30 protein-coding genes are annotated in these 20,311 nt (G+C 73.4%); 1 reads left to right on the top strand and 29 read right to left on the bottom strand.

Annotated elements, in window-relative coordinates; genetic code table 11:
- Positions 1–102 precede the first annotated feature (102 nt).
- From OG294_RS40085 to OG294_RS40070, 4 genes are all read right to left on the bottom strand, one after another.
- Positions 103–840 (bottom strand): hypothetical protein, encoded by a 738-nt coding sequence (locus OG294_RS40085; RefSeq protein ID WP_327071919.1) that lies wholly within the window; start codon positions 838–840, stop codon positions 103–105.
- A gap of 43 nt (positions 841–883) precedes the next feature.
- Positions 884–1,141, bottom strand: coding sequence for a hypothetical protein (locus OG294_RS40080; RefSeq protein WP_327071918.1), 258 nt, complete (start codon positions 1,139–1,141; stop codon positions 884–886).
- Positions 1,142–1,274: 133 nt separating this feature from the next.
- The gene (locus OG294_RS40075; RefSeq protein ID WP_327071917.1) at positions 1,275–1,628 is read right to left on the bottom strand and encodes a hypothetical protein; all 354 of its coding nucleotides are present in this window, start codon (positions 1,626–1,628) and stop codon (positions 1,275–1,277) included.
- Between the two features lie 52 nt (positions 1,629–1,680).
- Positions 1,681–2,580 (bottom strand): hypothetical protein, encoded by a 900-nt coding sequence (locus OG294_RS40070; protein WP_327071916.1) that lies wholly within the window; start codon positions 2,578–2,580, stop codon positions 1,681–1,683.
- A gap of 205 nt (positions 2,581–2,785) precedes the next feature.
- On the opposite strand from OG294_RS40070, the gene OG294_RS40065 reads away from it, so the two are divergent.
- Positions 2,786–2,932 carry a hypothetical protein gene (locus OG294_RS40065; protein ID WP_327071915.1) on the top strand — a complete coding sequence of 49 codons (147 nt, stop codon included), beginning with the start codon at positions 2,786–2,788 and terminating at the stop codon, positions 2,930–2,932.
- Between the two features lie 69 nt (positions 2,933–3,001).
- Here OG294_RS40065 and OG294_RS40060 read toward each other — a convergent pair whose 3' ends face one another.
- The 25 genes from OG294_RS40060 to OG294_RS39940 form a co-directional block, all read right to left on the bottom strand.
- Positions 3,002–3,157: a hypothetical protein gene (locus OG294_RS40060; RefSeq protein WP_327071914.1), complete on the bottom strand. Its 156-nt coding sequence runs from the start codon at positions 3,155–3,157 to the stop codon at positions 3,002–3,004.
- Positions 3,158–3,276: 119 nt separating this feature from the next.
- On the bottom strand, positions 3,277–3,690 hold the full coding sequence (locus OG294_RS40055) for a hypothetical protein (protein ID WP_327071913.1): 414 nt from the start codon (positions 3,688–3,690) through the stop codon (positions 3,277–3,279).
- A gap of 167 nt (positions 3,691–3,857) precedes the next feature.
- Positions 3,858–4,265 (bottom strand): Pycsar system effector family protein, encoded by a 408-nt coding sequence (locus tag OG294_RS40050; protein ID WP_327071912.1) that lies wholly within the window; start codon positions 4,263–4,265, stop codon positions 3,858–3,860.
- On the bottom strand, positions 4,265–4,930 hold the full coding sequence (locus OG294_RS40045) for an OB-fold nucleic acid binding domain-containing protein (protein ID WP_327071911.1): 666 nt from the start codon (positions 4,928–4,930) through the stop codon (positions 4,265–4,267). The genes OG294_RS40050 and OG294_RS40045 overlap by 1 nt, the downstream gene beginning before the upstream one ends.
- Before the next feature lie 135 nt (positions 4,931–5,065).
- Entirely contained in the window at positions 5,066–5,482 is a 417-nt protein-coding gene (locus OG294_RS40040) for a hypothetical protein (RefSeq protein ID WP_327071910.1), read from the bottom strand.
- A gap of 139 nt (positions 5,483–5,621) precedes the next feature.
- Positions 5,622–6,317, bottom strand: coding sequence for a hypothetical protein (locus OG294_RS40035; RefSeq protein ID WP_327071909.1), 696 nt, complete (start codon positions 6,315–6,317; stop codon positions 5,622–5,624).
- Between the two features lie 132 nt (positions 6,318–6,449).
- Positions 6,450–6,935 (bottom strand): hypothetical protein, encoded by a 486-nt coding sequence (locus tag OG294_RS40030; RefSeq protein WP_327071908.1) that lies wholly within the window; start codon positions 6,933–6,935, stop codon positions 6,450–6,452.
- A gap of 127 nt (positions 6,936–7,062) precedes the next feature.
- Entirely contained in the window at positions 7,063–7,512 is a 450-nt protein-coding gene (locus OG294_RS40025) for an NUDIX hydrolase (RefSeq protein WP_327071907.1), read from the bottom strand.
- A 127-nt stretch (positions 7,513–7,639) separates the two neighbouring features.
- On the bottom strand, positions 7,640–7,879 hold the full coding sequence (locus OG294_RS40020) for a hypothetical protein (protein ID WP_327071906.1): 240 nt from the start codon (positions 7,877–7,879) through the stop codon (positions 7,640–7,642).
- 79 nt (positions 7,880–7,958) lie between these two features.
- Positions 7,959–8,699, bottom strand: coding sequence for a hypothetical protein (locus tag OG294_RS40015; RefSeq protein WP_327071905.1), 741 nt, complete (start codon positions 8,697–8,699; stop codon positions 7,959–7,961).
- 77 nt (positions 8,700–8,776) lie between these two features.
- Positions 8,777–9,172 carry an RRQRL motif-containing zinc-binding protein gene (locus OG294_RS40010; RefSeq protein ID WP_327071904.1) on the bottom strand — a complete coding sequence of 132 codons (396 nt, stop codon included), beginning with the start codon at positions 9,170–9,172 and terminating at the stop codon, positions 8,777–8,779.
- Positions 9,173–9,185: 13 nt separating this feature from the next.
- Positions 9,186–9,458 carry a hypothetical protein gene (locus tag OG294_RS40005; RefSeq protein ID WP_327071903.1) on the bottom strand — a complete coding sequence of 91 codons (273 nt, stop codon included), beginning with the start codon at positions 9,456–9,458 and terminating at the stop codon, positions 9,186–9,188.
- A gap of 116 nt (positions 9,459–9,574) precedes the next feature.
- On the bottom strand, positions 9,575–9,799 hold the full coding sequence (locus tag OG294_RS40000) for a hypothetical protein (RefSeq protein WP_327071902.1): 225 nt from the start codon (positions 9,797–9,799) through the stop codon (positions 9,575–9,577).
- A gap of 30 nt (positions 9,800–9,829) precedes the next feature.
- A complete protein-coding gene (locus OG294_RS39995) occupies positions 9,830–10,465 on the bottom strand; it encodes a hypothetical protein (RefSeq protein ID WP_327071901.1) in 636 nt (211 codons plus the stop codon).
- Positions 10,466–10,612: 147 nt separating this feature from the next.
- Positions 10,613–11,386: a hypothetical protein gene (locus tag OG294_RS39990; protein ID WP_327071900.1), complete on the bottom strand. Its 774-nt coding sequence runs from the start codon at positions 11,384–11,386 to the stop codon at positions 10,613–10,615.
- A 68-nt stretch (positions 11,387–11,454) separates the two neighbouring features.
- Positions 11,455–13,584 carry a helix-turn-helix domain-containing protein gene (locus tag OG294_RS39985; RefSeq protein WP_327071899.1) on the bottom strand — a complete coding sequence of 710 codons (2,130 nt, stop codon included), beginning with the start codon at positions 13,582–13,584 and terminating at the stop codon, positions 11,455–11,457.
- A 22-nt stretch (positions 13,585–13,606) separates the two neighbouring features.
- Positions 13,607–13,753: a hypothetical protein gene (locus OG294_RS39980; protein ID WP_327071898.1), complete on the bottom strand. Its 147-nt coding sequence runs from the start codon at positions 13,751–13,753 to the stop codon at positions 13,607–13,609.
- Between the two features lie 70 nt (positions 13,754–13,823).
- Positions 13,824–14,198: a hypothetical protein gene (locus OG294_RS39975; protein WP_327071897.1), complete on the bottom strand. Its 375-nt coding sequence runs from the start codon at positions 14,196–14,198 to the stop codon at positions 13,824–13,826.
- Positions 14,199–14,247: 49 nt separating this feature from the next.
- Positions 14,248–15,378: a hypothetical protein gene (locus OG294_RS39970; RefSeq protein WP_327071896.1), complete on the bottom strand. Its 1,131-nt coding sequence runs from the start codon at positions 15,376–15,378 to the stop codon at positions 14,248–14,250.
- Positions 15,379–15,394: 16 nt separating this feature from the next.
- A complete protein-coding gene (locus OG294_RS39965) occupies positions 15,395–15,940 on the bottom strand; it encodes a hypothetical protein (RefSeq protein ID WP_327071895.1) in 546 nt (181 codons plus the stop codon).
- Positions 15,941–16,169: 229 nt separating this feature from the next.
- Complete coding sequence (locus tag OG294_RS39960; RefSeq protein WP_327071894.1) at positions 16,170–16,439, bottom strand: hypothetical protein; 270 nt, start codon at positions 16,437–16,439, stop codon at positions 16,170–16,172.
- A gap of 133 nt (positions 16,440–16,572) precedes the next feature.
- Complete coding sequence (locus tag OG294_RS39955) at positions 16,573–18,180, bottom strand: hypothetical protein (RefSeq protein WP_327071893.1); 1,608 nt, start codon at positions 18,178–18,180, stop codon at positions 16,573–16,575.
- Complete coding sequence (locus OG294_RS39950; protein ID WP_327071892.1) at positions 18,177–18,830, bottom strand: hypothetical protein; 654 nt, start codon at positions 18,828–18,830, stop codon at positions 18,177–18,179. Before OG294_RS39950 ends, OG294_RS39955 begins: the two co-directional genes overlap by 4 nt.
- A gap of 48 nt (positions 18,831–18,878) precedes the next feature.
- A complete protein-coding gene (locus tag OG294_RS39945) occupies positions 18,879–19,472 on the bottom strand; it encodes a hypothetical protein (protein ID WP_327071891.1) in 594 nt (197 codons plus the stop codon).
- A 120-nt stretch (positions 19,473–19,592) separates the two neighbouring features.
- Positions 19,593–20,273, bottom strand: a complete 681-nt coding sequence (locus OG294_RS39940; RefSeq protein WP_327071890.1) for a hypothetical protein — start codon at positions 20,271–20,273, stop codon at positions 19,593–19,595.
- Positions 20,274–20,311: the final 38 nt, after the last annotated feature.

Genomic DNA, 20,311 nt, shown 5'->3' with positions numbered 1-20,311 from the left:
GCCGGTCGGCTGTGAGAGGTCGTGGCCGGCCGTGCCCGGGCGCGGTCGAGGCCCGCCCGACGTGGTCGCCGGGCGGGCCTCGGTGGTGTTGCTGTTGGTGGGTCAGAACGGGCAGTCGTCGGGGGTGGCCTTCACGACGCCGTCCCAGGGGTCCTCGTCGGTCGGCGAGTACGGCTGGGGCGGCGTGGTGCCGAGGCAGAGGTGCCGGTAGCCGCCCTCGAAGGTGAAGCCGCTGCCGCCGCAGCCGCAGTCCTGGCCGTGGGCGTAGTGGGTGCGGCCGGCCGGGCAGTCGACGGGCTCCTGGTGGACCGGCACGTAGATCCCGTCGCCCTGGTCGTCCCAGGTCATGATCTCCAGCACCATCCCGGTACCACCGCACCCCCCGACGCAATCAGCGTCGTGCGGCTCGTCCGGGCACGTCGAGCCGTCCTCGTCGTAGTCCCTCTCGCCCAACACAGCGGCGGCCTGGCACAGCAGCCGCTCGGCCTCGCCCAGCCGGTCGGCCTCCTCGCGGTGGCCTGCCGCGGACAGGTCGGCGGTCAGGTCGCGGACCAGGTCCGCCAGGAAGTAGGCAGGAGCCTGCTCCCGCAGCGCTTCCAGCACCTCGGTCGGGTCCGACCAGGTGCCGGAGGCCAGCCAGTCGTGCAGCTGCTCCACCTCGCCGCCGAACACGCGCGGGCCGTACGGTCCCAGCTCCTTCTGGCTGGTCGGCTCGGTCGCCTCCGGGACCGCGGCGGGGGTGGGGGTCGTGGTGCTGGTGCTGCGGCGCAGGCCCAGGGCGATGCCGGTGGTGGCCAGCACGGTGACCGTGCAGGCCGCGGTCAGCAAGGTGGTGCGCATCGTGATTCGTCCTCCGGTTGCTGGTGGGCGGGGTGTCGGGTGGTCAGGTCCAGGCGCTGGTGAGGTCGTCGCTGACCCCGGTGTCGCCGCCGTCCCGGATCTCCTGGACGTGGGCGAACCCCTCGCCGGGCAGCTGGGCGACGGTGGGCAGGAAGCGGTGCTGCTCGACCAGGACGTGGTCAGGCACGACGCGGGCCCGGCCGGCGTTGCGTTTCCGGCTGAGCTCGAGGTCGGCGGTGAACAGCAGCGCGGCGGCCGGGCGCTGCCAGTAGCGGGCTCGGGCGAGCAGGCCGGCGCGCACGTGCGCAGCAGGTCGGTGTTGTTCCCTGTCAAGTTCTTGTGTTCAGGGAACCGGTAGCGAGGCGGGGCTCCGCTACCGGTTAGTTCCGGCGGATACCGCAGGAGTGGTGACGGTGACGGCCCGGGACCGCCGGTCAGCAGTAGAGGCCGTCGTCCTCGTCCGGCTCGTTGGTGTCACAGAAGGCCGTGACGTGCACGGTGACGTCGTGAAGGGTGGCGCTGGCCGTGTGCTGGGCCCGGCGGAGGAAAGGGGTCACGGTGACCGGCACGCCGACTTTGGCGGCCCACTGCGTGACGGCTTCCAGGTCCTCGTCAAGCTGGATCTCCAGGAAGGCCCCGGCCTTTCCGCCGGCGTCGCTGCCGGTGGCGTGCATGCGTGCCACCGGCAGCTCGGGGTGGTCGGCCAGAACCGCGGTGGCGGCCTGGGCTGCCGTGAGGGCGTGCTGCGCTTGGTGGACGAGATCGGTGGGGTCGAGTGCGGTGGACAAGAGCTTCTCCTCGTAGGTCGAAGACGAGCTGAATCTGCGGGCCTGCGCTTGGTCATGCCTCCAGGAGCGCCGTGCCGTACAGCCCGGTGAGCAGGGCGTCGATCGTCTGGTACAGGTCGGTGTGCTCAGTGATGGTCGGGTCGGTCACGTCGTAGTGACCCAGCGGCCGGCGGCGGTAGGTGAGCCGGGCGGAGTTGAACCGGAAGCCGTAGGCATGCTTCTCCCAGCCCTCGTGGTTCGGGTCGTAGGTGAAGGTGGCGAGGATGTCGAAGCTGTGGCGCTGGTGTTCGGTGCGGGCCTCCACGGTGAAGTGGATCCGGTCGCGGCTCTCGCCGTGGGTCTGGCCGGTGGAGCGGGTGAAGCCGGGCAGGCTGGTGATGTTCTCCACGAACAGGCCGGCCTCGCCGGTGACGTAGTCGCGTACCTCTCCGTCCTGGTACCGGAAGGTGATCGCGCTCTCCCCCTTGGGCGTCTCCTCGGGGAGCAGGCCCGGGAAGATGAACTCGCTGCGGCTGTAGGCGTGCCATTCGGGCTTGGCGTCCTCGACGGTGCTGTTCTCGCGCGCGCACTTGTTGCACACGGAGTCGATGCCATCGATGACCACCGAGCTGAACGGGCCTCCGCAGCAGCAGCAGATGAAGCCGTGGAGGTCCCGCGTCCAGTCGCGGATCGGCGCGGTGTTGAGGACCAGGTTGTTCCAGGAGCCGATCGCCTCGGTGACGGTGTCCTGCCGCTCGCCGGCGTACTCGGCGTAGACGGAGGCGGCCCTGTCGCGGCCGTGCACGGCGATCAGTGCGCGCGCCCAGGCCGTCTGCACGGTCTTGGCCTGCTCGGTGAGGTCGGGGCGACCGTTGTACTTCACCAGGACGCCCAGGCCGGCGTCGTCAGCGAACAGGCGTCCCATCTCGGCCAGCAGGCGCTTGCGGGTGCTCCGGGTGGTGGCGGTGGACATGCGGTTCTCCTTAGTTCTGGGGGGGTCGGTGGTTGCCAGGTGGTTCAGGAGAGTTCAGTACTGCTGGCCATCGGCCGTTTCTGTTAAACAGAAAACACTTGCCACCACTGACTTGTCAACCCGCTTGCGCAGGCGGAGACTAGATTCTGTTCAACAGAAACGGAGAGGTGAGATGGGGCGTCCGGCGACGGGGCAGACCAAAGTGATGGGGTTCCGCCCCCCGAAGGCGCTGCGGGAGGAGTTCGAGGGACTCGCGGCTGCCGAGCAGCGAACCCCGTCCGACGCGCTCATCGAGGCGATGCACGACTGGGTCAAGAAGAAGCGCCGCGAGCGCCCGGCGGACGCGCAGTGACCGGTGCCCTCCGGCGGCGCTGCCCCGGGCCGGCCGACGGCCGGCCCGGGGCCTGGGAACCGCACGACGTTAGGTTGCGAAGCTGCGCTCGGAGAGCGCGAGGCGGGCCAGCTCCCAGTCGGTGGCCTCGCCCAGGATGCTGTCCTGACGGAAGGTTCTCCCGGGCTGGTTGAACGGCTCGTAGGCGGTGGCGGCCAGGGTGGGCGTGGTGGTGTCGGTGGTCACGGAGTCCTCCTGTCGGGGTCCGGCCGGGCGGCCGCGCCGCCCACCACGTCGCCCCGCCCCGGGCCTGGCTGGCTCGGGGCGGGGCGACGTGGCAGGCAGCATCCAGGCCCGGACGAAGGTCAGAGGTGCTGGAGCTCGGCGCTGCTCTGGGCGACGGGCAAGGCCCGGGACGCGGCGGCGGCCACACGCTGGCGCAGCTCCTCAGCGGCTCGGACGGAGTCGAGCAGTTCCCGGTAGAGCGCGTACTGGCCGGGATCGTTGAGGTCGAGGTTGGTCTCTGCCGCGGCCGCGAGGCTGCACAGGTAGACCACGACGTCGGCACTTTCCTGGTGCAGGCCGACCAGGCCGGGCTGGAACGCGAGCGGGCTGGTCAGCTTCTGCAAGGCGGCGTGGAGATCGGTGTCGTGGCCGGCGCTGGCAGCGGCGTAGTTGGCCTCCAGGGCGGCGGCCAGGGCGGCCGGGTCGTGCAGGGCGAACTCGTAGCCGAGGCGGCGTGCCAGGCGGGCGGGCAGGAAGCGGAGCAGGCGGTTCACGGGACCTCCAGAGGCGGTGACGGGGTCCGGCCGGGCGGCCGCGCCGCGCACCGGCCCCCGCTCCGGCCGGGCGGGTGGCCGGGCGGGTGCGTGGTCCGGTGGGCAGCGTGAGCACCCGGTTCAGGGTCAGCGAGCCCGGTTGGTGCGCTGGTCGATGGTCTGCTCGCTCACGCGGCGCCGCCGACGGTGAGGAGGGCGGCCGTGGCGACCGTGATGACGGTGACGACGCTGAGGTCCGCCGCCCAGACCAGCAGGCGCATCTTGCGGTCGCAGATGGCGCAGAGCGCCTGGAGGCGGGAGAGGCGGACATCGTGGGTCAGGGCCGCGGCCAGTTCGTCCGTGTTCTTGCAGGCGGCCCAGCGGGAGAAGCTGTTGCTGCGGGCGTGGTCGAGGCGGGGCCTGACGACCAGGACCGCGAGGACGGCGGCACCGACCAGGCTCGCCGTGCCGATCGCGGCCAGTACGGAGGCGAGCAGGGGTGCCTTGCCGAGCGCGGCGACGGCCGCGACCAGGACACCGTCGAGGGCGAGGAGGAGCGAAGCCTTGCTGTCGGTGCGGGCGATCTCGCCGGCCATCAGAAGGCCTCGCTGCGGGGGAAGTCCGCGCAGTCCTGGGCCTGGGCCAAGTGGGCGGCCGCGAAGTCGAGCAGCTGCTGCTGGTGCTCGCCGGCCGCCGCGGGGATGGCCCGCAGGTACTGGCCCGCGGCGAGGAGGTGCTGGCCAGCCGCGTGGAGCCGGGTGTCCAGGAGCAGGTGGGCGGCGTCGCGGACCAGCGCGGTGAACGCCGCCGGGGAGAGGGCGGTGCGCTCGTCGGTCGCGGCCAGGTCGGCCAGGCCCGTGGCGTGACGGCCGATCAGCGTCCGGACGGTCACCGGGTCGCTGTCCTGGGGCGGCAGCGCCTGCGCGGGGGCCGGGGCCAGGTCGTGGCAGTAGACCTCCACCTGGTCGCGGCCAGGGATGTTGATCCGGCCGGTGACCGTCACCGGCTGCCCGACCTCGACGAAGTCTCGGTCGCGCAGCGCCATCCAGGTGCGCGGGAAGACCCGCAGGTCGATCTGCCCGGTGACGTCGGCGAGCGTGAGGGTGGCCCACTCGTTGCCGGACTTGTTGGTGTGCCGGCGGGCCTGGGTGATGGTGCCGGTCAGCCGGACCTCCCCCTCGGTGCGGCCCGAGGTGCGCAGGTCGGCGATGGTCGGGCGGGTCGGGGTCTGCGGCGGGCAGACGGCCTGAGCGATGATCACGTGGTCCTCCAGGGCGGTCGTGGTCTCGGCCGGGCGGCCGCGCCGCTCACCGGGCCGCGCCTCGCCTCGCCTCCTGGCTGGGTGCCGAGAGAGGGGCGCGGACCGGTGGGCAGCGTCAGTGCCGGGGTGGGACGGTCAGCTGTGCTGGAGCGCGGCGGATGCCGGGATGGTGGGCAAGGTGCGGGTGGTGGCGGCGGCGATCTGGCGCTCGAAGTCCTCCGCTGCACGGGCCGCGGCCAGCAGGTCCGCGTACAGGGCCCGCTGGTCGGGGTCAGCGGGGTCGAGGTTGATCTCGGCGGCCGCGGCGAGGGTGTTGAGGTAGGCGGTGGTGTGCGCCTGCTCGCGGTGCAGGTCGACCAGGCCGGGCTGGAAGTGGCCGGGCTCGGTCAGGCGCGGTAGGGCCTTGCGGAGGTCGGCGGGCTGGACCGACCAGGCGTCGGTGTGGGCGTCCTCGAGTGCGGTGGCGAGCTCGGCCGGCTCGAGGTGGGCGTAGTGGTAGCCGAGGGCGCGGAGCAGTCGGGCGGGCAGGAGGCGGAGCAGGCGGGCGGTCACGGATCCTCCGGTACGGGGTGGCGGTGAGGGGTTCGGCCGGGTGGCCGCGCCGCGCACCACGGCGCCCCGCCCGCCGGGCCTGGGCGGCACGGAGGCGGGGCGCGGTGGTGGGCAGCGTCAGTACCCGGGGGCCGACCGGTCAGGAACGGGCGGCGGCCACCGCGTCCTCGATGGAGAGGCCGAGCACGGGGTGGGTGGGTGCCTGGCTGACCGGGACCCACTCGCCGTCGGTGAGGGAGCGGACGCCGGCGCCGCTGGGGACGGCGTGGTCGCCGTAGAACGCCTCCAACAGCGGGGCGCCGCTGCTCCAGTGGTCGTAGTGCCGCCAGGTGAAGCCGAGCGGGTGGTAGTGCTCGCCCTCGGGCAGGTAGGCGACGGTCAGGTCGAAGACCCGGCCGGTCTCGGGGTGGGTCCAGGAGGTCAGGCCGATCTCGGTCTCGGGGACCGGCCGGCCCTCGCCGTCGAGGTGCCGGTCCATCCACTCGATGGTGACCAGCAGGCCCTGGTGGTCCCAGGTGTTCGGGTGGGGCCGGCCGGGGCTGTGGAAGTGGACGTGGACGTCGCGGTCGGTGATGGCCTGGCGGCCGCGCAGCTCGGTGGTGACGAGGCGGGCGCGGCCGGCGGCGATCGGCTGGGTGTAGGGGTCTCCGTGCCGGCCGGTGCCGCCGCCGTTGGCCAGCCAGCCGCGTACCGCGGCGTAGACGCGGCCGTCGGCGTCGGGGGCGTCCTCGGTGATCTCCCAGTCGGCGATCACCATCTGGACGCCGTCGGCGAAGTGGAGGGTGCCGTGCTCGGTGTCGGCGATGTGGTGGTCGGGGGTGTTCCAGGACTGCATCGCTGCGGTTCCTTCCAAGCTGGTGGTCTCGGCCGAGCGGCCGCGCCGCTCACCGGGCCCCGCCCCGATACCCGGCTGGTGGCCGGGTGGCGGTGCAGGGGCCGGTGGGCAGCGTGAGCGCCCGGGACGGGGTCAGCGGGCCAGGAGGAGAGCAGCGGCCGTTTCGCAGCCGTGGTGGAACGCCTGATCGAGCTCAAAGGACCCGCAGATCGGGGACAGGCGCTCGTAGAAGGCGCCCTTGCCGGTGGCCTTGGCGAGGCGGGCCAGCGGAAGTCGCCTGTCCGCGACGTAGTGGGTCGCGAACGAGACGGCCAGGGCGGCGGCGACGCGACCGGGCTTGAGGCGCAGGCCCAGCAGGCGCGAGCCGAGCAGGAGGGCGCCGGCCTGGGTGGCGGTGTAGGTCGCGCAGTGGTGGAGGCAGGCGAGCTGGCCTTCGCGGGTGCCGTGCACGGTCTCGGCGCCGGTCTCCTCGTCGCGGTCGACGACGGGGTTGGTGTCGGTGGCGCCCTTGATCCGTGCGCAGGTGTCCGTCTGGACCCACATATCACCGATAGCGGCAGCGGCCCGCAGGAGGGCGTAGGAGGTGGCGAAGCGGGCGGCGCGGTCGGTGGCGGTCACAGTGGTTCTCCGTCCGTTGCTGGGGTGATGTCCGGCCGGGTGGCCGCGCCGTGCACCACGGCACCCCGCCCGCCGGGCCTGGGCGGCACGGAGGCGGGGCGCGGTGGTGGGCAGCGTCAGCGCCCGGTCAGGCCGCGGTGCCGGCGGGGTCGGTAGTGGCCGGCGCTCCCTTGAGGGCCGTGGCGAGGATGGCGGCGTGGTCGAACGCCAGCTGGGGCAGGTCGTCGTACTTCCACCAGCGGGCGGTGCGGGCGTCGTCCCCGGCGGTGATGGGGGTGTCACCCGGGACGACGGCGAGGTAGGCGACGGTGACGTACCGGCCGCGCGGGTCGCGGCCGGGCTGGTCCCAGGCACCGAGCTGGAGCAGGTCCGCGCTGTTCACGCGCACGCCCGTCTCCTCGAACAGCTCGCGGGCAGCAGCGGCCCGACTGGTCTCTCCGGGATCGACATGGCCACCCGGCAAAGCCCAGGCGCCCTCGAAGGGCGGCCAGCCACGTTCGATCAGCAGGACGTGGCCGTCCGGCGTGGTGGCGACCACGTCGGCGGTGAACCGGATCGGCTCGAAGACTTCGGTCATATCAACTCTCCTGGCAGTGGTGGGTCCGGCCGAGCGGCCGCGCCGCCCACCACCGCGCCCCGCCTGCCAGGCCTGGGCGGCACGGAGGCGGGGCGCGGTGGTGGGCAGCGTCAGTGCCCGGAACAGGTCAGCTGGCGAGGTGCCACAGGAAGAGGGCGACCAGGCCGAGGAGGACCAGCAGGAGCTGCGGGGAGATGCCGCGGGATGCTTCGAGTTCCTTGATCTCGGCGTAGATGGCGTTGACCTCCTTCGTCATGCCGTCGTGGGCGGCGGCGCCGGGCGGCAGGTTGCCGAGGACGGCGGCGCGTTCGGCCATGAGGGCGCGCAGTTCGGCGAGGCGGGCGTCGCGGGATATGGCCCAGGTCATTGGGGTTGGTCCTCTCGTGGCTCGGCGGTGCGGGCCGGGGCCGCAGTTGGCGGCCCCGGCAGGGCGGGTGTCGGCGGGGTCAGTTCTGGCCGGTGTCGCCGCCTGCGAGGCGGCGGCCGTTGATGTCAACCTGCAGGCGCTGGACGTCAACGACGACGGCCTCGATGCGCGGCTCGGGCACCTGGACGGTGACCGGGACCACCGGCGCCGGGGCCGGGGCGGTGGTGGGCTGGGCGGGCGGCTCGTTGACGACGGTGAGGTGGGTGGTGATCCAGCTGCCGGTCAGAGCCAGGGCGGCGAGCACGGCCCAGGCGAGGGCGGCCAGTCCGGCGGCGACGGGCCGGGCCTGGGTGTTGGTGCCGGACCAGACCATGGCGACGGTCAGCGCGCCGAAGACCAGGGCGCCGAGCTGGACGCCGACGGTGGCGCCCCGGCGCAGGGCCCGGATCAGGATGAGGGCGCCGGCCAGCCCCCAGGCGGTGTAGAGGGTGCGGGGCCCGGCGGCCAGGCCCGTGCTGTGCTGCGCGAGGTAAGCGTGGATCGGCTGGTTGACCGTGTTCCACAACCGGCTCGCGGGGATGGTGGAGTGCTCGGGCTGGATGATCCACCGCAGGGAGTGCAACACGTACGGGCCGAGGCTGAGGACCAGCACGGTCAGGATGGTCAGCGAGAAGAGCGCGAGCACGGCGGCCGCGCGCCAGTCCCGTTCGTCGTAGGCGGCACGCAACCGATTGGTGTGGGCGGTGTTCCAGGTCAGGTCGGGCTCCTCGGTGTCGGGGCGGGTGCTCTGCTGGGCGGCGGCGAGGTGCTGCTGGGACATCGGGCTGACTCCTTGTCAGGACAGGCTGGGCAGCCGGCCGCCGTTCAAGGCGGCGGCCGGCAGGAACTGCTGGACGGTCAGGCAGCGGTGGTGAGGGCGGCGAGCTGGTCGCGTTCGGCGTCGGTGAGGTCCGTGCAGGGCAGGCAGCTGCCGATGGTCTTGAGCGGCAGGCAGTGGTCGTAGCGGGTGCGGCACAGCGGGCAGGTCTGACGGGCGGCCATCGCCCGCTCCAGGGCGGTGGCGCGGCCCGGCGTCATCGCCCGCACGGGAAGGGCCTGCTCGACGCGGTACAGGAAGCCGATGCGCTTGCCGCGCCGACAGACCACCTGGGCTGTCGGTTCCTGGCCCGCCGGGCGCAGGCCCATGCCGCGCAGCTGACGCCGGGTGGCAAGGCCCTTGGGGGCGTAGCGCCATGGGTAGGTCGGCAGCCCGCCGTGCCGCTCGCCGGTCGGGTCGAGATCGGATGCGCGCACGACAGGCCCCCTGTCAGTCGCGCTTCTCGAAGCAGGACTTGCAGTTCTCCGGCTGCGGCTCCTCGCTCTCCCAGTCCCTGTAGCCGAGGTGGCGGGAGCAGAAGTAGCCACCGCAGCCGTCGTCGGGCGTGCCGGGCCAGGATCCGCACAGGTTGTCCACGCCGCGGTCGATCGGCTCGGTGCAGCCGTCCTGCTCGCAGACGGCCTCGACGGCGTAGCCGGCCTCGATCTCGATGCCGTCGGCACGGGTGACGGTGTAGTAGGCGTAGCCCATCAGGTCCTCCAAGGCGGTCTGGGTTCCGGCCGGTCGGCCGGCCCCGCCCCCGAAGCGCGCCGCCCACCCGGCCGGAGTGCGGCAGGGTGGGCGGGATGCGGCTCGGGGACGAGACCGGTCGGCCGGGGTCAGGAGCCGTTCGCGGCGGTGCGGAGTCGGTCGGCTTCGGCGGTGGCGGCTTCGAGGGGTTCCCGGACGAGAGGGCCCGCGGTGCACCAGACCGGTTCCGGGTCCGGATCGGGGGCCGGCTGCTCTTCGCCGACGGGCAGGTAGATGCCGGGCAGGTCGTCCTCCCACAGCGGGGCGGGGCGGCGGTTCAGGAGCTGGAGCAGGCGGGCGAGTCGCAGTCGCACGGGCTTGTCCTTCGGTTGATGTCGGTTGGCTCAGCCGTTGTGGTTGGTGATGGAGCCGCGCCACCCGGCGGACTGCTTGCCGATGTTGGTCTGGTGGGTGCGGTGGACCAGGGCCAGGACGGTGCCGGTCGCACTCGCCCCGTCGCCGCTGGCCGTGGCGGAGGCCCCGCTGCCGCTGGTGGCGCCGGAGGTGACGGAGCGCAGCTTGCCGATCAACGCGGCAACGCCGATGACGACGGCGCCGACCAGGACGGCGGCCCACTTGAGGACCTCGCCGAGCTTGTCGGCGTGCGGGGCGACCTCGGCGACGGCGGCGCCGATCACCCACACCGCGCCGCTGGCCGCGAGCGCCGTGACGGAGCCGACGAGCAGGTACTGGCGCACCGCCAGCGGCATGCCCTGCTCGGGAGCGGGCTGCACCGGGGCTGCGGGGACCGGCTGCGGCTCCGCGGCCGCGATGGCGAGCGGGTTGTGGACCGGCACCGCGACGGCCTCGCCGCCCACGATCGCGGGCACGAACTCGGGGCCACCGGGCGCGGGGCGCAGCGGGACGGCGAGGATCTGGCCGTCGAGGATGACCGGGGTGTATCCGGCCTCCAGGATGTTGATCTGGGGGTCCGCCGCCCGGTCGGCGGCGGTGTGCGAGGCATTGGTGGGGGTGTTCACCGGGGGCTCCTTCGAGGGGCTGGGTGCGGGGCGGGGAAGCGGGTGTATGGGGCGGCTCGGCGCCTTCCAGGGCCGCCGGGCCCGGCCCGGTGGCGGGCAGGTCCGGCGGCCCCAGGAGAGGCCGGGAGAGGGGCGTGTGAGGCCGGGTCAGCGGGCGGCGGGCGCCCAGGTGCGGAACGCCCGGGCGGGGGCGGCCGCGTGCGGGGCCAGGGTGCCCTGGCCCGGTGCGGACCGGGCGGTGAGGTGGATCCGGGTCGCCCGGGTCAGGCGGTGGTTCAGCGCGGCGCCGTCGATCAGCCGCACCGACCAGGCCGCCACCCGCAGCCCGACGCCGGCGCTGCGGCCCATCACGCAGATGGCGTGGGCCAGGCGCGCGATCTCCTCGTCGGCGGCGATCTCCGGCCAGTCGGTCAGGGTCAGGGTGATCAGCGGCCGCTGCGGGGTGGGCGCGTAGGGCAGGTCGGGGTCGGTGCCGGAGCGGCGCCGGCCGATGGTGTCGAAGAGGTCGCCGAGCATCTCCAGGGCCTGGCCGCGCTCGGTGGCGGTGCGGACGCCGTGGTCGGTCCGGCCGGTGGTGCCGAAGCCGTGGGCGACGGCGCGGCCGTCGATGAGGCGGGAGTCGATCAGGGGCGTGGTCGCCTCGGCGGCGGCCAGGTGGTCGAGCAGGGTGCTGGTGCCGGAGCCGGTGGGCGCGGCGATCAGGGTGTGGGCGGCGCCGTACTGGTTCCACAGCGGCAGCAGGGCCTGGGAGCCGTCGGTGTGGCGGCCGATCGCGACGGTGCCGGCGGCGGCGTCGAGGAGCTGGTCGGCCGGCGGCCGGGGCACCGAGGTGGCCAGGAGGGCGGCCTCCTCGGCCTCGAGGATCAGGCTGGTCTTGCCGCTGGTGGGGGTGCCGGTGATGAGCGGGTGGCGGATGTCCATGGCGTGGTCCTTCCGGAGTGCGTGGTGCCCGCCGCCCCGGGGTCGGGGCGGCGGGCAGGGTGGGTGGGTCAGGCGGCGGCCAGGGCGGTCAGGGAGCCCCAGGCGCCGTGGCCGAGGTCGATGACCTCGCCCTTCTCGGCGGCGCGCTTGAGGGTGGAGGAGACGGTGGACAGCGGCATCTTGAGCTGGGCGGCGATGATGCCGGTGGTGGCCTGCTCCTCGCGCTCGAGGAAGGCGAGGATCGCCTTCTTCTTGTCGCCGCGGGCCGGGGTGCTGCCGGTGGTGACCGTGGTGGTGACCAGTTGGTCGAAGGAGACGGCGGGGGCGGACAGCTTGTCGAAGGACACCTTCGCCGCGGCGACCGTGCCGGCGCCGCTGCCCTTCTTCTGCGGCTTGCCCTTCCCGGCCGGCTTGGCGTCGGCGGTCTCCTCCTGCGGCTCGTCGGTGACCCCGGGGACGGCCGGGAGCTCGCCGCGCCGGCGGGCCGCCAGGCGGTCGCGCCACTCGGTGTACAGCGGGCCGATCTCCTCGGCGGCCTCGGCGGAGACGACCGCCGGGGTGCCGCGCTTGGCCCACCGGGTGGCGATCCCCGACCGCTCGGGGGACCAGCCGCGGAACATCGCGGCCCGCTCCTCGACGCCCTTGAGGTAGCCCATGCCGGAGGTCGGCACCCCGGGCTCGTCGGGCCACACCGCCGGGATGTCGTTCGGGTCGGCGGGCAGGTTGATCACGTACCCGGCGGAGCGCTCGGTGGTGCGGAAGGCGATGTTGTTGCCCGCGGTCAGCGGCTGGCGCAGCTTCGGCGTGCCGAGCGAGTCGAGGGTGGGCAGGTGGGTGACCAGGCGCAGCTTGATGCCGACCTTGCGGCCCAGGATCGCGATCCGCACCGCGTAGTCCAGGGCCTCGGGGTAGTTGCCCCACACGTCCTGCCACTCGTCGATCGTCACCGAGATGAGCGGCTCCTCCGGGGTGGGAGACCAGTCGGTGTCGCCGAACATCAGGTCGCCGTCCTCGTCGTACCAGACGGTCAGCGCGCTCGCCTTGGAGCGGCGGGTGAGCTCGGCGTCGGCGGCGATCAGCATGCCCATGCACTCGTCCACGCCGGGGGCGAAGTAGGACAGGTAGTCCTGCCAGAACCCGAAGGACTTGCCTTCCTGCGGGTCCCCGCCCCAGGAGGTGACCAGGCCGGAGTGCCGCTCGATCGCGAACAGCGAGCGCAGCAGCGCGGACTTGCCGGAGCCGGTCGCACCCGAGATGTGGGTGTGGACCGCGCCCCAGCCCGGCCGCCACATCTGGTACTGGGCGGGGCCGCCGTCGATGTGCAGGCCGAGGCGGGCGATGCCGGTCTTCACGTCCAGCGCCTCGGGCCCGGGGAAGACCGGCACCTTCTTGAGCGGGTTCTTGTCGTAGACCAGCAGCTTGGCCTTGTCGGCCGCGCCGCCGGGCACGCCGTCGACCGCGATGGAGGAGATCGGCAGCCCGTAGGCGGAGGCGATCATCGTGGTGGCGGAGATCGCGGTCGCGGTGGTCTGCCGACCGCCGTCCAGCTCGATCACCGCCTCCCAGGCACCCTCGCCGGTGTCGACCGGATCGACCAGGGTCGAGCCGGGCAGCGCGCCGCGGCTGGCGCCGACCTTCTCCGCCCAGCGGGCGATCCGCTCCTCCTGGCCGAGCGGGGCAGTCTCGGTGGTGGCGCGGATCCGGCGCCGCCACCACCACGGGATCGCGGTGGCGGGGGTGAGCGCCAGCCACCACCAGCCCGTCATCGGCACCTCGAAGGGGCCGGTGTGCGTGATCGGCATCGCGGTCAGCAGCAGCCCGCAGGCCGTGGCGGCCGCCGAGGTGCGCACCAGCTCGGCGCGGCGCATCGGCCGGTCCGGCGGGGCCGGCAGCGCCCGGTGGCGGTGCAGGAACTTCGCGGTGCGTCCGGTGTAGGGCTTCTTCGCCCGCCAGGCGCGGGCGGCGAAGACGGCGGCGGGCAGGGCTGCGTCGGCGGCGATGGCGCCGATGACGCCGTGCGGGGCGTTGGTCAGGGCCTGGCCGTAGCCGGCCAGGACGAGGGAGGCGGCCAGCGGGGGCAGGTGGCGGCGGTTGCGGTGCAGGCGCCGCCAGGCGCCGCGCGCGAGCCGGCTTCTCAGCGGTGCGCCCTGCTCGGCGGCGGTGTCCGTCCCGGCCGGGGCGGGGGTGCGCTTCTTCACGGTGTGCGGGTTCCTTCCGGGTTCAGTGGGCGAGCAGGATGACGAGCAGGACGATGACCGGCCCGAACATGCCGAGCAGGTAGATCAGGTCCATGGGGTCGCGGCGCATCGGCCTCTCCCTTTCGTGTCGGCGGGTGCGGGTACCGGTTGTGGCACCTCGGCCGGGCACCAGGCCGCCCGCCCCACCTGGCTGGTGGAGCGGGCGGCCTGGTGCCCGACCGGGACGGCGCAGCCGTGGGTCAGAGCCGGTTGTTGTAGGCCTCGCGGCGGGCGGCCGGCACCGGGGCCGAGGCAACCGCCCGGTCGTAGCCGCCGTGGCGCTGCTCGATCGCGAGGCCGGCCTGGCGGGCCATGCCGTTCAGCTCGATCGCGCTGTTCGCGGCGGCGGCCACCGCGGTGGCCTGGCCGACGAGTGCGGCGCCGACCTGCTGGAAGTCGTTCAGGGTCAGCGGGTCGAAGCCGAGTTCGCGGATGGCGTGGTAGTTGCGCTCCGCTTCGCGGACCTTGAAGTTGATCCGCGCGAAGCGTTCGCGGGCGGCGGCCTCCTCCACGGCCGTGGCGGCGACGAGGGCCGCCAGGCCGTCCTGGATCTGGCTGTAGCTGATCTCTGCCATGCGGGGGTGGCCCCTTCTTCGAGGTGATGGTTGGTCGGGTGGCGGGTGGTCAGTCGCCGTAGGTGGTGGTCTCGGCCATGTCGACGTCCGACTGGTTGCGGGCTTCCTGCATGCCGCCGTGGCGGGCCCACACGTTGGCCGACGACTGGGCGGCGTTGCGTTCGGCGAGGTCGGAGGTGCGCAGGTCCTCCTCGCGGGTGGTCTTCAGCTCGGTGAGCTTCTCCACGATCGAGGCGAGCTCGGCGAGCGTCTTCTTGTCGTACTTGGCGGCCGTCGCGGCGTTCAGGGCGTGCTCGGCCTTGGAGCGCAGCTCGGTCAGGCGGGTGACGGCGGCGGTGGCGTCGTCCTTCTCCATCCGGGCCCAGCGCGCCAGCTGGGCCAGGTACTTCATGAGGGACTCGACGCCGTTCACCTCGGTGACCAGCGTGGTGGCGGTGGGCAGGTTGGTCATGGTGCTCCTCGGTGCGGTGGCGGTTGCGGTCCCGCCGCCACCGGCGGCGGGCTCGGCGTCCTTGACGATCCGCAGCGGCGGGTAGTCCGCTCCGGGCGCGGGCGGCACCGCCCCCACCGTGTCGGCCGGCGCGGCCGGAGCCGGAACGACCGGGGCCGGCGACGCCGGAGCGGCGGCCGGGGGCGGGGTGGTGGGCGGTGCCGACGAAGCCGGAGCCGGGGCGGGGGTGGGCGGCGGGTCGGTGTGGACGTGGACGTGGACGGTGGCGTCGGCCTTCGCGGCGGCGTCGGCCGCCTCCTTCGCCTCGGCGACCTTCTCCGGGCTGGGTGCCTTCGGGCCGCCGGTGTTGACCACCTCGTCCTCGACGATCTCCGCGTCGACGATCCCGTCCTCGTCCGGCTCCGGCTGCCCGGCGACCTTGGCGGCCTTGGCGGCCTCCTTGGCCGCCGTCCGCTCGGCCTTGTCGGCCTTGACCTTCGCGCGGCGCTCGGTGATGGCCGTCTTGGTCTCCGGCCAGGCCTTTCGCCAGCCCTCCTTCGCCCCGGAGGTGAAGGTGTAGACGCGGGCGACCGAGTTGATCGCGCCCTGCGCGATCTTCTTGCCCGTCTCGGTGCGGTCGATCGGCTTGGGCGGCTTGGGGGTCTTGGTGTGCTGGGCGGCGGTCTCGCGCCCGGCGGTGACCCCGCCGCCGAGCGCGTACGCGAGCGCCATCATGATCAGCAGTTCCATCGAGGGTGCTCCTCTTTCACTGCATGCCGAAGGCGGAGGCCACCAGGTGGCCGACGAAGTGGGCGATGGCGCTGATCGCGGCGGCCGCGCCCTCGCCGACCTTGCCGGGGATCGCCGTCACGAAGAACGGCATGGTGGCGGCGAGCGCCAGGGTGCGCGGGGTGCACCGGTCGTCGCGGATGTCGATCAGCAGGACCACCGCCGCGCCCAGCGACACCAGCCAGCCCAGCCCGACGCCGACCCAGTCGGTCATCAGGCCGGCCACCGTGTGGTTGGCCCAGGTGGTGGCCGTCGAGATCAGGTGCCCCAGGCCGGTGCCGGCCAGGCCCACCCCGCCCGCGGTGAACATCGCGATGTGCAGCCGGGGCATCTCCAGCTTCGCCAGCGCCGTGTTCAGCGCCCCGGACACCCCGCCGCCGGAGCGGCCGGCGCCGCCACGGTGGCGCCGGCCCATCCCGGCGGTGACGGTCTGCCCGCCGCTGGCGAGCACCTGCATCGCCACGGACAGGGCCATGCTCGCGACGCCGACTCCGGCGCCGACAACAGCCTCGATGACAGCCATGATCGGTCCCCTCCCAAGGGGTGTTGTGGATCACCAAACAGAGGTCGTGGGCCGCCTGGTGACGGCCCGGAAGATCGGTTGCAGCCGCCGCAGGCGGCGACTTGCGGTTACGCATAGTGGGCGGGTACTCTCGCGCGCGCCCGTGCGCCCGCCTACGCGTTAGGCCCACGCGGCTACGCGTAGGGATGCGAATGCGCGATGCGAAATTCGCGATCGGCCCCAGCGGCCGTCACTGACCGTGACGCTTCGCCAGGGCCGTGGAGAGCTGCTTCAGCGCGGTGGCGAGCTGCATCCACTCGCCGTCCTGGGCCGCCTCGGGCAGCCGGCTGATCGTCGATCGCAGGATGTTCCACTCGGCCGCCGCAGCCCCTCTCGGGCCGTCGGCCGCCGCCTCGTTGCGCAGCTGCGCGGCGTGTGCGCCGACCCGCCGGGCCCGCTGCTCGCTGCGCTTCTCGGTCCGCTTGCGCCGCCAGGCCGGCGGCTGGGCGGGGCTGCTCACTGGTGCCTCCTTCCTGGATCGGCTCCGCCGGGGCTGATCCGATCGCTACCGTGGTGTTCGGCGCTTCGGCGCCTTCGCCGGTCACCAGGGCGATTTGAGCGCCCTGGTGGCCAGCGGAAAAGCCGACGATCCGTCAGGCGGCTGCTTCGCCGCCGTCCTGGTCGCTGTTCTTCGTCTCGTCCGAGACCGGCATCTCGTCCTCCAGCGCGGAGGCGATGACCTCGTCCCCGAACTGCGAGTCGTCCGCGAGGCGCTTCTTCGCGTTCCGGATGCGGTCTCCGACCCACGTCTCGCCCTTGCCGTAGCGCTCGCCGATCGCCTTCTGGTCGATCTCCGAGCCCTCCAGCATCAGCCGCGCGACCTCGCGCTCGGCCTGCTCGCGCAGCTGCGAGCGCAGTTCGCGAGGGACCGTGCCGCCGTTTTGCGAGGCGATTTCCGAGGGGAAACGCGAGGTGCCGGTACGGGAGGTGCGAGCGGTCTGCGAGGACAGCCGCTGCTGCCTCGCAGCGGCGCGCTCCTCCGCCTTGCGGCGCTTCTCCTCCGCCTCCGCGGCCTCCTTCTCCCGGCGCTCCCGCTCGGCCACCTGCTGCTGCCTGACCTGCTCTTCCGCCAGCAGGATCTTGGCCTGAGCCTCGCCCTCGGCCTTGATCCGCAGCGCCTCGGCCTCCGCGTCGGCCCGCTTGCGAGCCTCCTCGGTTTCCCGCGCGAGGCGCTCGCGCTCGGCCTCGATTTCCTGCTCGCGGCGGGCCTTGGCGTCCTCGTTTTCCTGAGCGAGCCGGGCCTGCTCGGCCTCGCGCTGGGCCCTCGCGTTCTCCAGCTCCCGCTGCTCGCGGAGTCGCTCGATTTCCGCAGCGCGCTCTCGCTGAGCAGCCTCGGCTTCACGCTGGGCCCTCGCGTCCTCGAGCGTGGCCTGCTCGCGGAGTCGCTCGATTTCCGCCTTCGAAGCGCGCTCGGCCTGCTCGGCCATCGCCGCGATCCGCTCGCGTTCCCGGCGCTCCTCGTACTCGCGGTCCTCGCGAAGCCTGCGCTCCTCGCGCTCGGCACGCTCGGCCTCGACGCGTTCGGCCTCGGCCTTCTCGCGCTCGGCCCGGGCTCGGTCCTCGCGCTCCTTCTTGGCAGCCTGCTCCTGGTCCTCGTAGGCCTGGATCACCTGGCGCAGCTCCGCCAGCCGCCGGGCCAGGTAGGCGCGGTAGCCGGAGGAGGCCTCGGCCAGGGTGATCAGCAGGAACGGGGCCACGGAGTGGAGCAGCAGGCCGCCGGCGTCCGGGTGCTGGGGCACCACGTGGAAGACGCCGTCCGGGAACAGGCTCGTCCAGGCGTTCATGGACCAGGTGGACAGGCCGGCGAACCAGCGCAGCAGGAAAGGCCAGCCCTTGGCCCGCTCGCCGCCCTGCTCGGTCAGCACACCGTCCACGTAGAGCACGGTGATCAGCGCCAGGGAGGCCAGCGGGTCGAGCATCCAGGCGATCCAGCCCGGGATGTTGTGCGACATGGCGAACAACGTGACGTTGACGCAGGTGAAGATGAGGGCGCCGCCGCCGATGGTCATCAGCGAGCGGGTGATCAGGTCGCCGAGACGCTCCAGCTTCTCCAGCGCCTTCTTCGCCGCCAGGTACTCCTGGCGGGTCACCACATGGACCAGGCCGGCGGCGGCCGCCGGGGCCTGGCCGCCCGCGGGGGCTGGGTGGCGTGCGGCCGGCACCGGGTTGGTGCGGGCCGGGTTGTCGACGGTGATGGTCACCTCGTCCCCTTCTCCTTCTTCGTCGTGGTGTCGCCGGTCCCGGCCGGGATCGCCCGGCAGCCGGCGGCGTGCTCGTTGGCCCGGCGACGCATGTCGTCGCGGTCCCAGGTGGTGTAGCCGCCGCTGTCGTCGCCGCACGTGAGGCACTGCCAGGCGTAGCGGTGGCCATCGACCGGCTCGTCCAGCGGCTCGCAGTAGCGGTCGGAGTAGTACGTCGTGGGCTCGCCGGTCACCACGGCCAGGCCGCCGCCGACGGTGCGGAACTGCAGCACGGTGTGCTCCGGCAGCTCCGACTCGGCCGCCGACCGGGTGTTGCGGGCCCGCTCCAGATCGGCGCGCAGCTCGGCGATGGTGCGGTCGCGGGTGGCGAGCAGCGAGTCCACGCCCTGACGCATGAGCTGCTCGGAGCGGCGCAGCCGGGCCTCGCTGGCCTTCGCCTCGTCGGCGAGCTTCTGCGCGGCCTCCAGCTTGTCCTGCACGGCGGTGCGGTCGTTGCGCATGTCCAGCAGCTCCTGGCTCGCTTCGCGCCGCTGCTCCAGGAGCTGCTCCAACCGGCGGTTGGTGTCGGTGAGAGCGGTCTCGGCGGTGTCGGCCTGGGCGGCGCGGTGACGCAGCTGGTCGAGCTTGCTGGTGATGGTGATGGTCAGCACGGGAACTCCTCGTCCGGGTGGTGGTCGTCCCTGGCCGGCGGCGCCTGGTCAGGCGCGGGTGGGGGCGGTCTGGATGACGGCCCCGGCGAACTCGATCGCCTCGGCCCAGCTGCTCAGCTCGTCCGGCTCGCCGGTGGCCTCCACCGCCCGGAGTCGGCTGGTGAGCGGGCGGAGGGCGGCCTCCGCGGTGCGGTGGACCTCGTCGGGGTAGGCGAAGTCGGCCGCCAGGTCGGTGAGGAGTTGGCGGATGCCGGTGTTGATCCGCGTCGCCCGCAGGCGCAGCGCCTGCGGGTCGAGGTCATGCTGCTGGTCGGGGTGCAGCACCGTGGTGGTGACGCGCAGCCGGGTCCGCTCGGCGAGCTCCTCGACCAGGGCGAGCAGGCCAGCGCGGCCCTGGGCCAGGTGCAGGTGCTCGTGCAGGTCGGTGATCTGGGCGGCCGGGGTCTGCAGGCTGGGGCGCTGGGCGTCGTTGTAGGCGCGCTCGGCGTCGATGGCGTCCGCCTGCCGCTGCTTGCGGGCGGTGCGCCAGGCCAGGCGGCGGGCCGGTTCGCTCAGCCAGCGGCCCAGCTCGAGCAGCTGCTCCAGTGGGTCGGCGGTGTGCTGCGTGCCGAGGTGCGAGGCCATCCAGGTCGGCTTGCTCATGGGTCCTCCTATTAGGGGAGAGGGGGTAGGTGCGTCGGGCACCGTCGAACGCCGCCGCGCCCCGCACCGGGTCGGTCCTGGGCGGGGCGCGGCGGCGAACGACAACTGGCCGACGGCTGGTCAGACGGAGCGGTCACCGGTCAGGGCGGCGACCATGCGCAGGTGCTCGCGCTGCGCCTCGACGGCCTTGACGGCGCCGCGGGTCAGCGGCCCGCCGTCGTAGGGGTCGTAGGCGTCGATGTGGTCGACGGCCCAGGAGTCGGCCTCGATGCCAGCGCGCCTGTAGGCCTCGCTGTAGCTGAGGTCGCTGTGGCGGTGCGCGTGGTGGATGCGGGCGATCTCAAGGCCCTTGCGGTCCCACGACTCGGCCGCGGCCAGCACCAGCTCCTGGGCGTCCACGAGCTTGGAGACGGAGGCACGCCAGTGGGTGTCCGCGGTAGCACGCAGCTGCGAGAACAGGGCGTCCATCTCCTGGCGGGCCTGGATGTAGGCGGTCCAGCGGCTGGCAATGCCGGCGTCGGTCACGGCTCGCTTGAGGGCGGCCACGTACTTGGCGTCGCTCCACTGCGCGTAGGCGTCGGCATACTCGGCGGCCAGGACCTCGCGGGCCTCGCGGGTGAGCGAGGCGTCCTGCCAGATGCCCGCGGGCGTCGCCGGCTCCTCCTCGGTGCCGGTGAACGGCTTGAAGGTGAAGACGAGGTTGCCGAACTCGGTCTTCGCGGTGCCCTGGAAGTGCGGGTGGTGGCGGCCCTCGAGCTGCGGGGCAGCCTTGTCGAAGTCGGCGGGGCTGATCACGAACATGATGACCTCCGAGGTGGTGTACGGGTGCGTCGGGCACC

Origin of the sequence: Kitasatospora sp. NBC_01302, from assembly GCF_035976515.1 — a bacterium.
GTDB lineage: Bacteria > Actinomycetota > Actinomycetes > Streptomycetales > Streptomycetaceae > Kitasatospora.
Note: the sequence above shows the minus strand (reverse complement) of the source record. Positions and strands in the feature narration are given on the sequence as shown.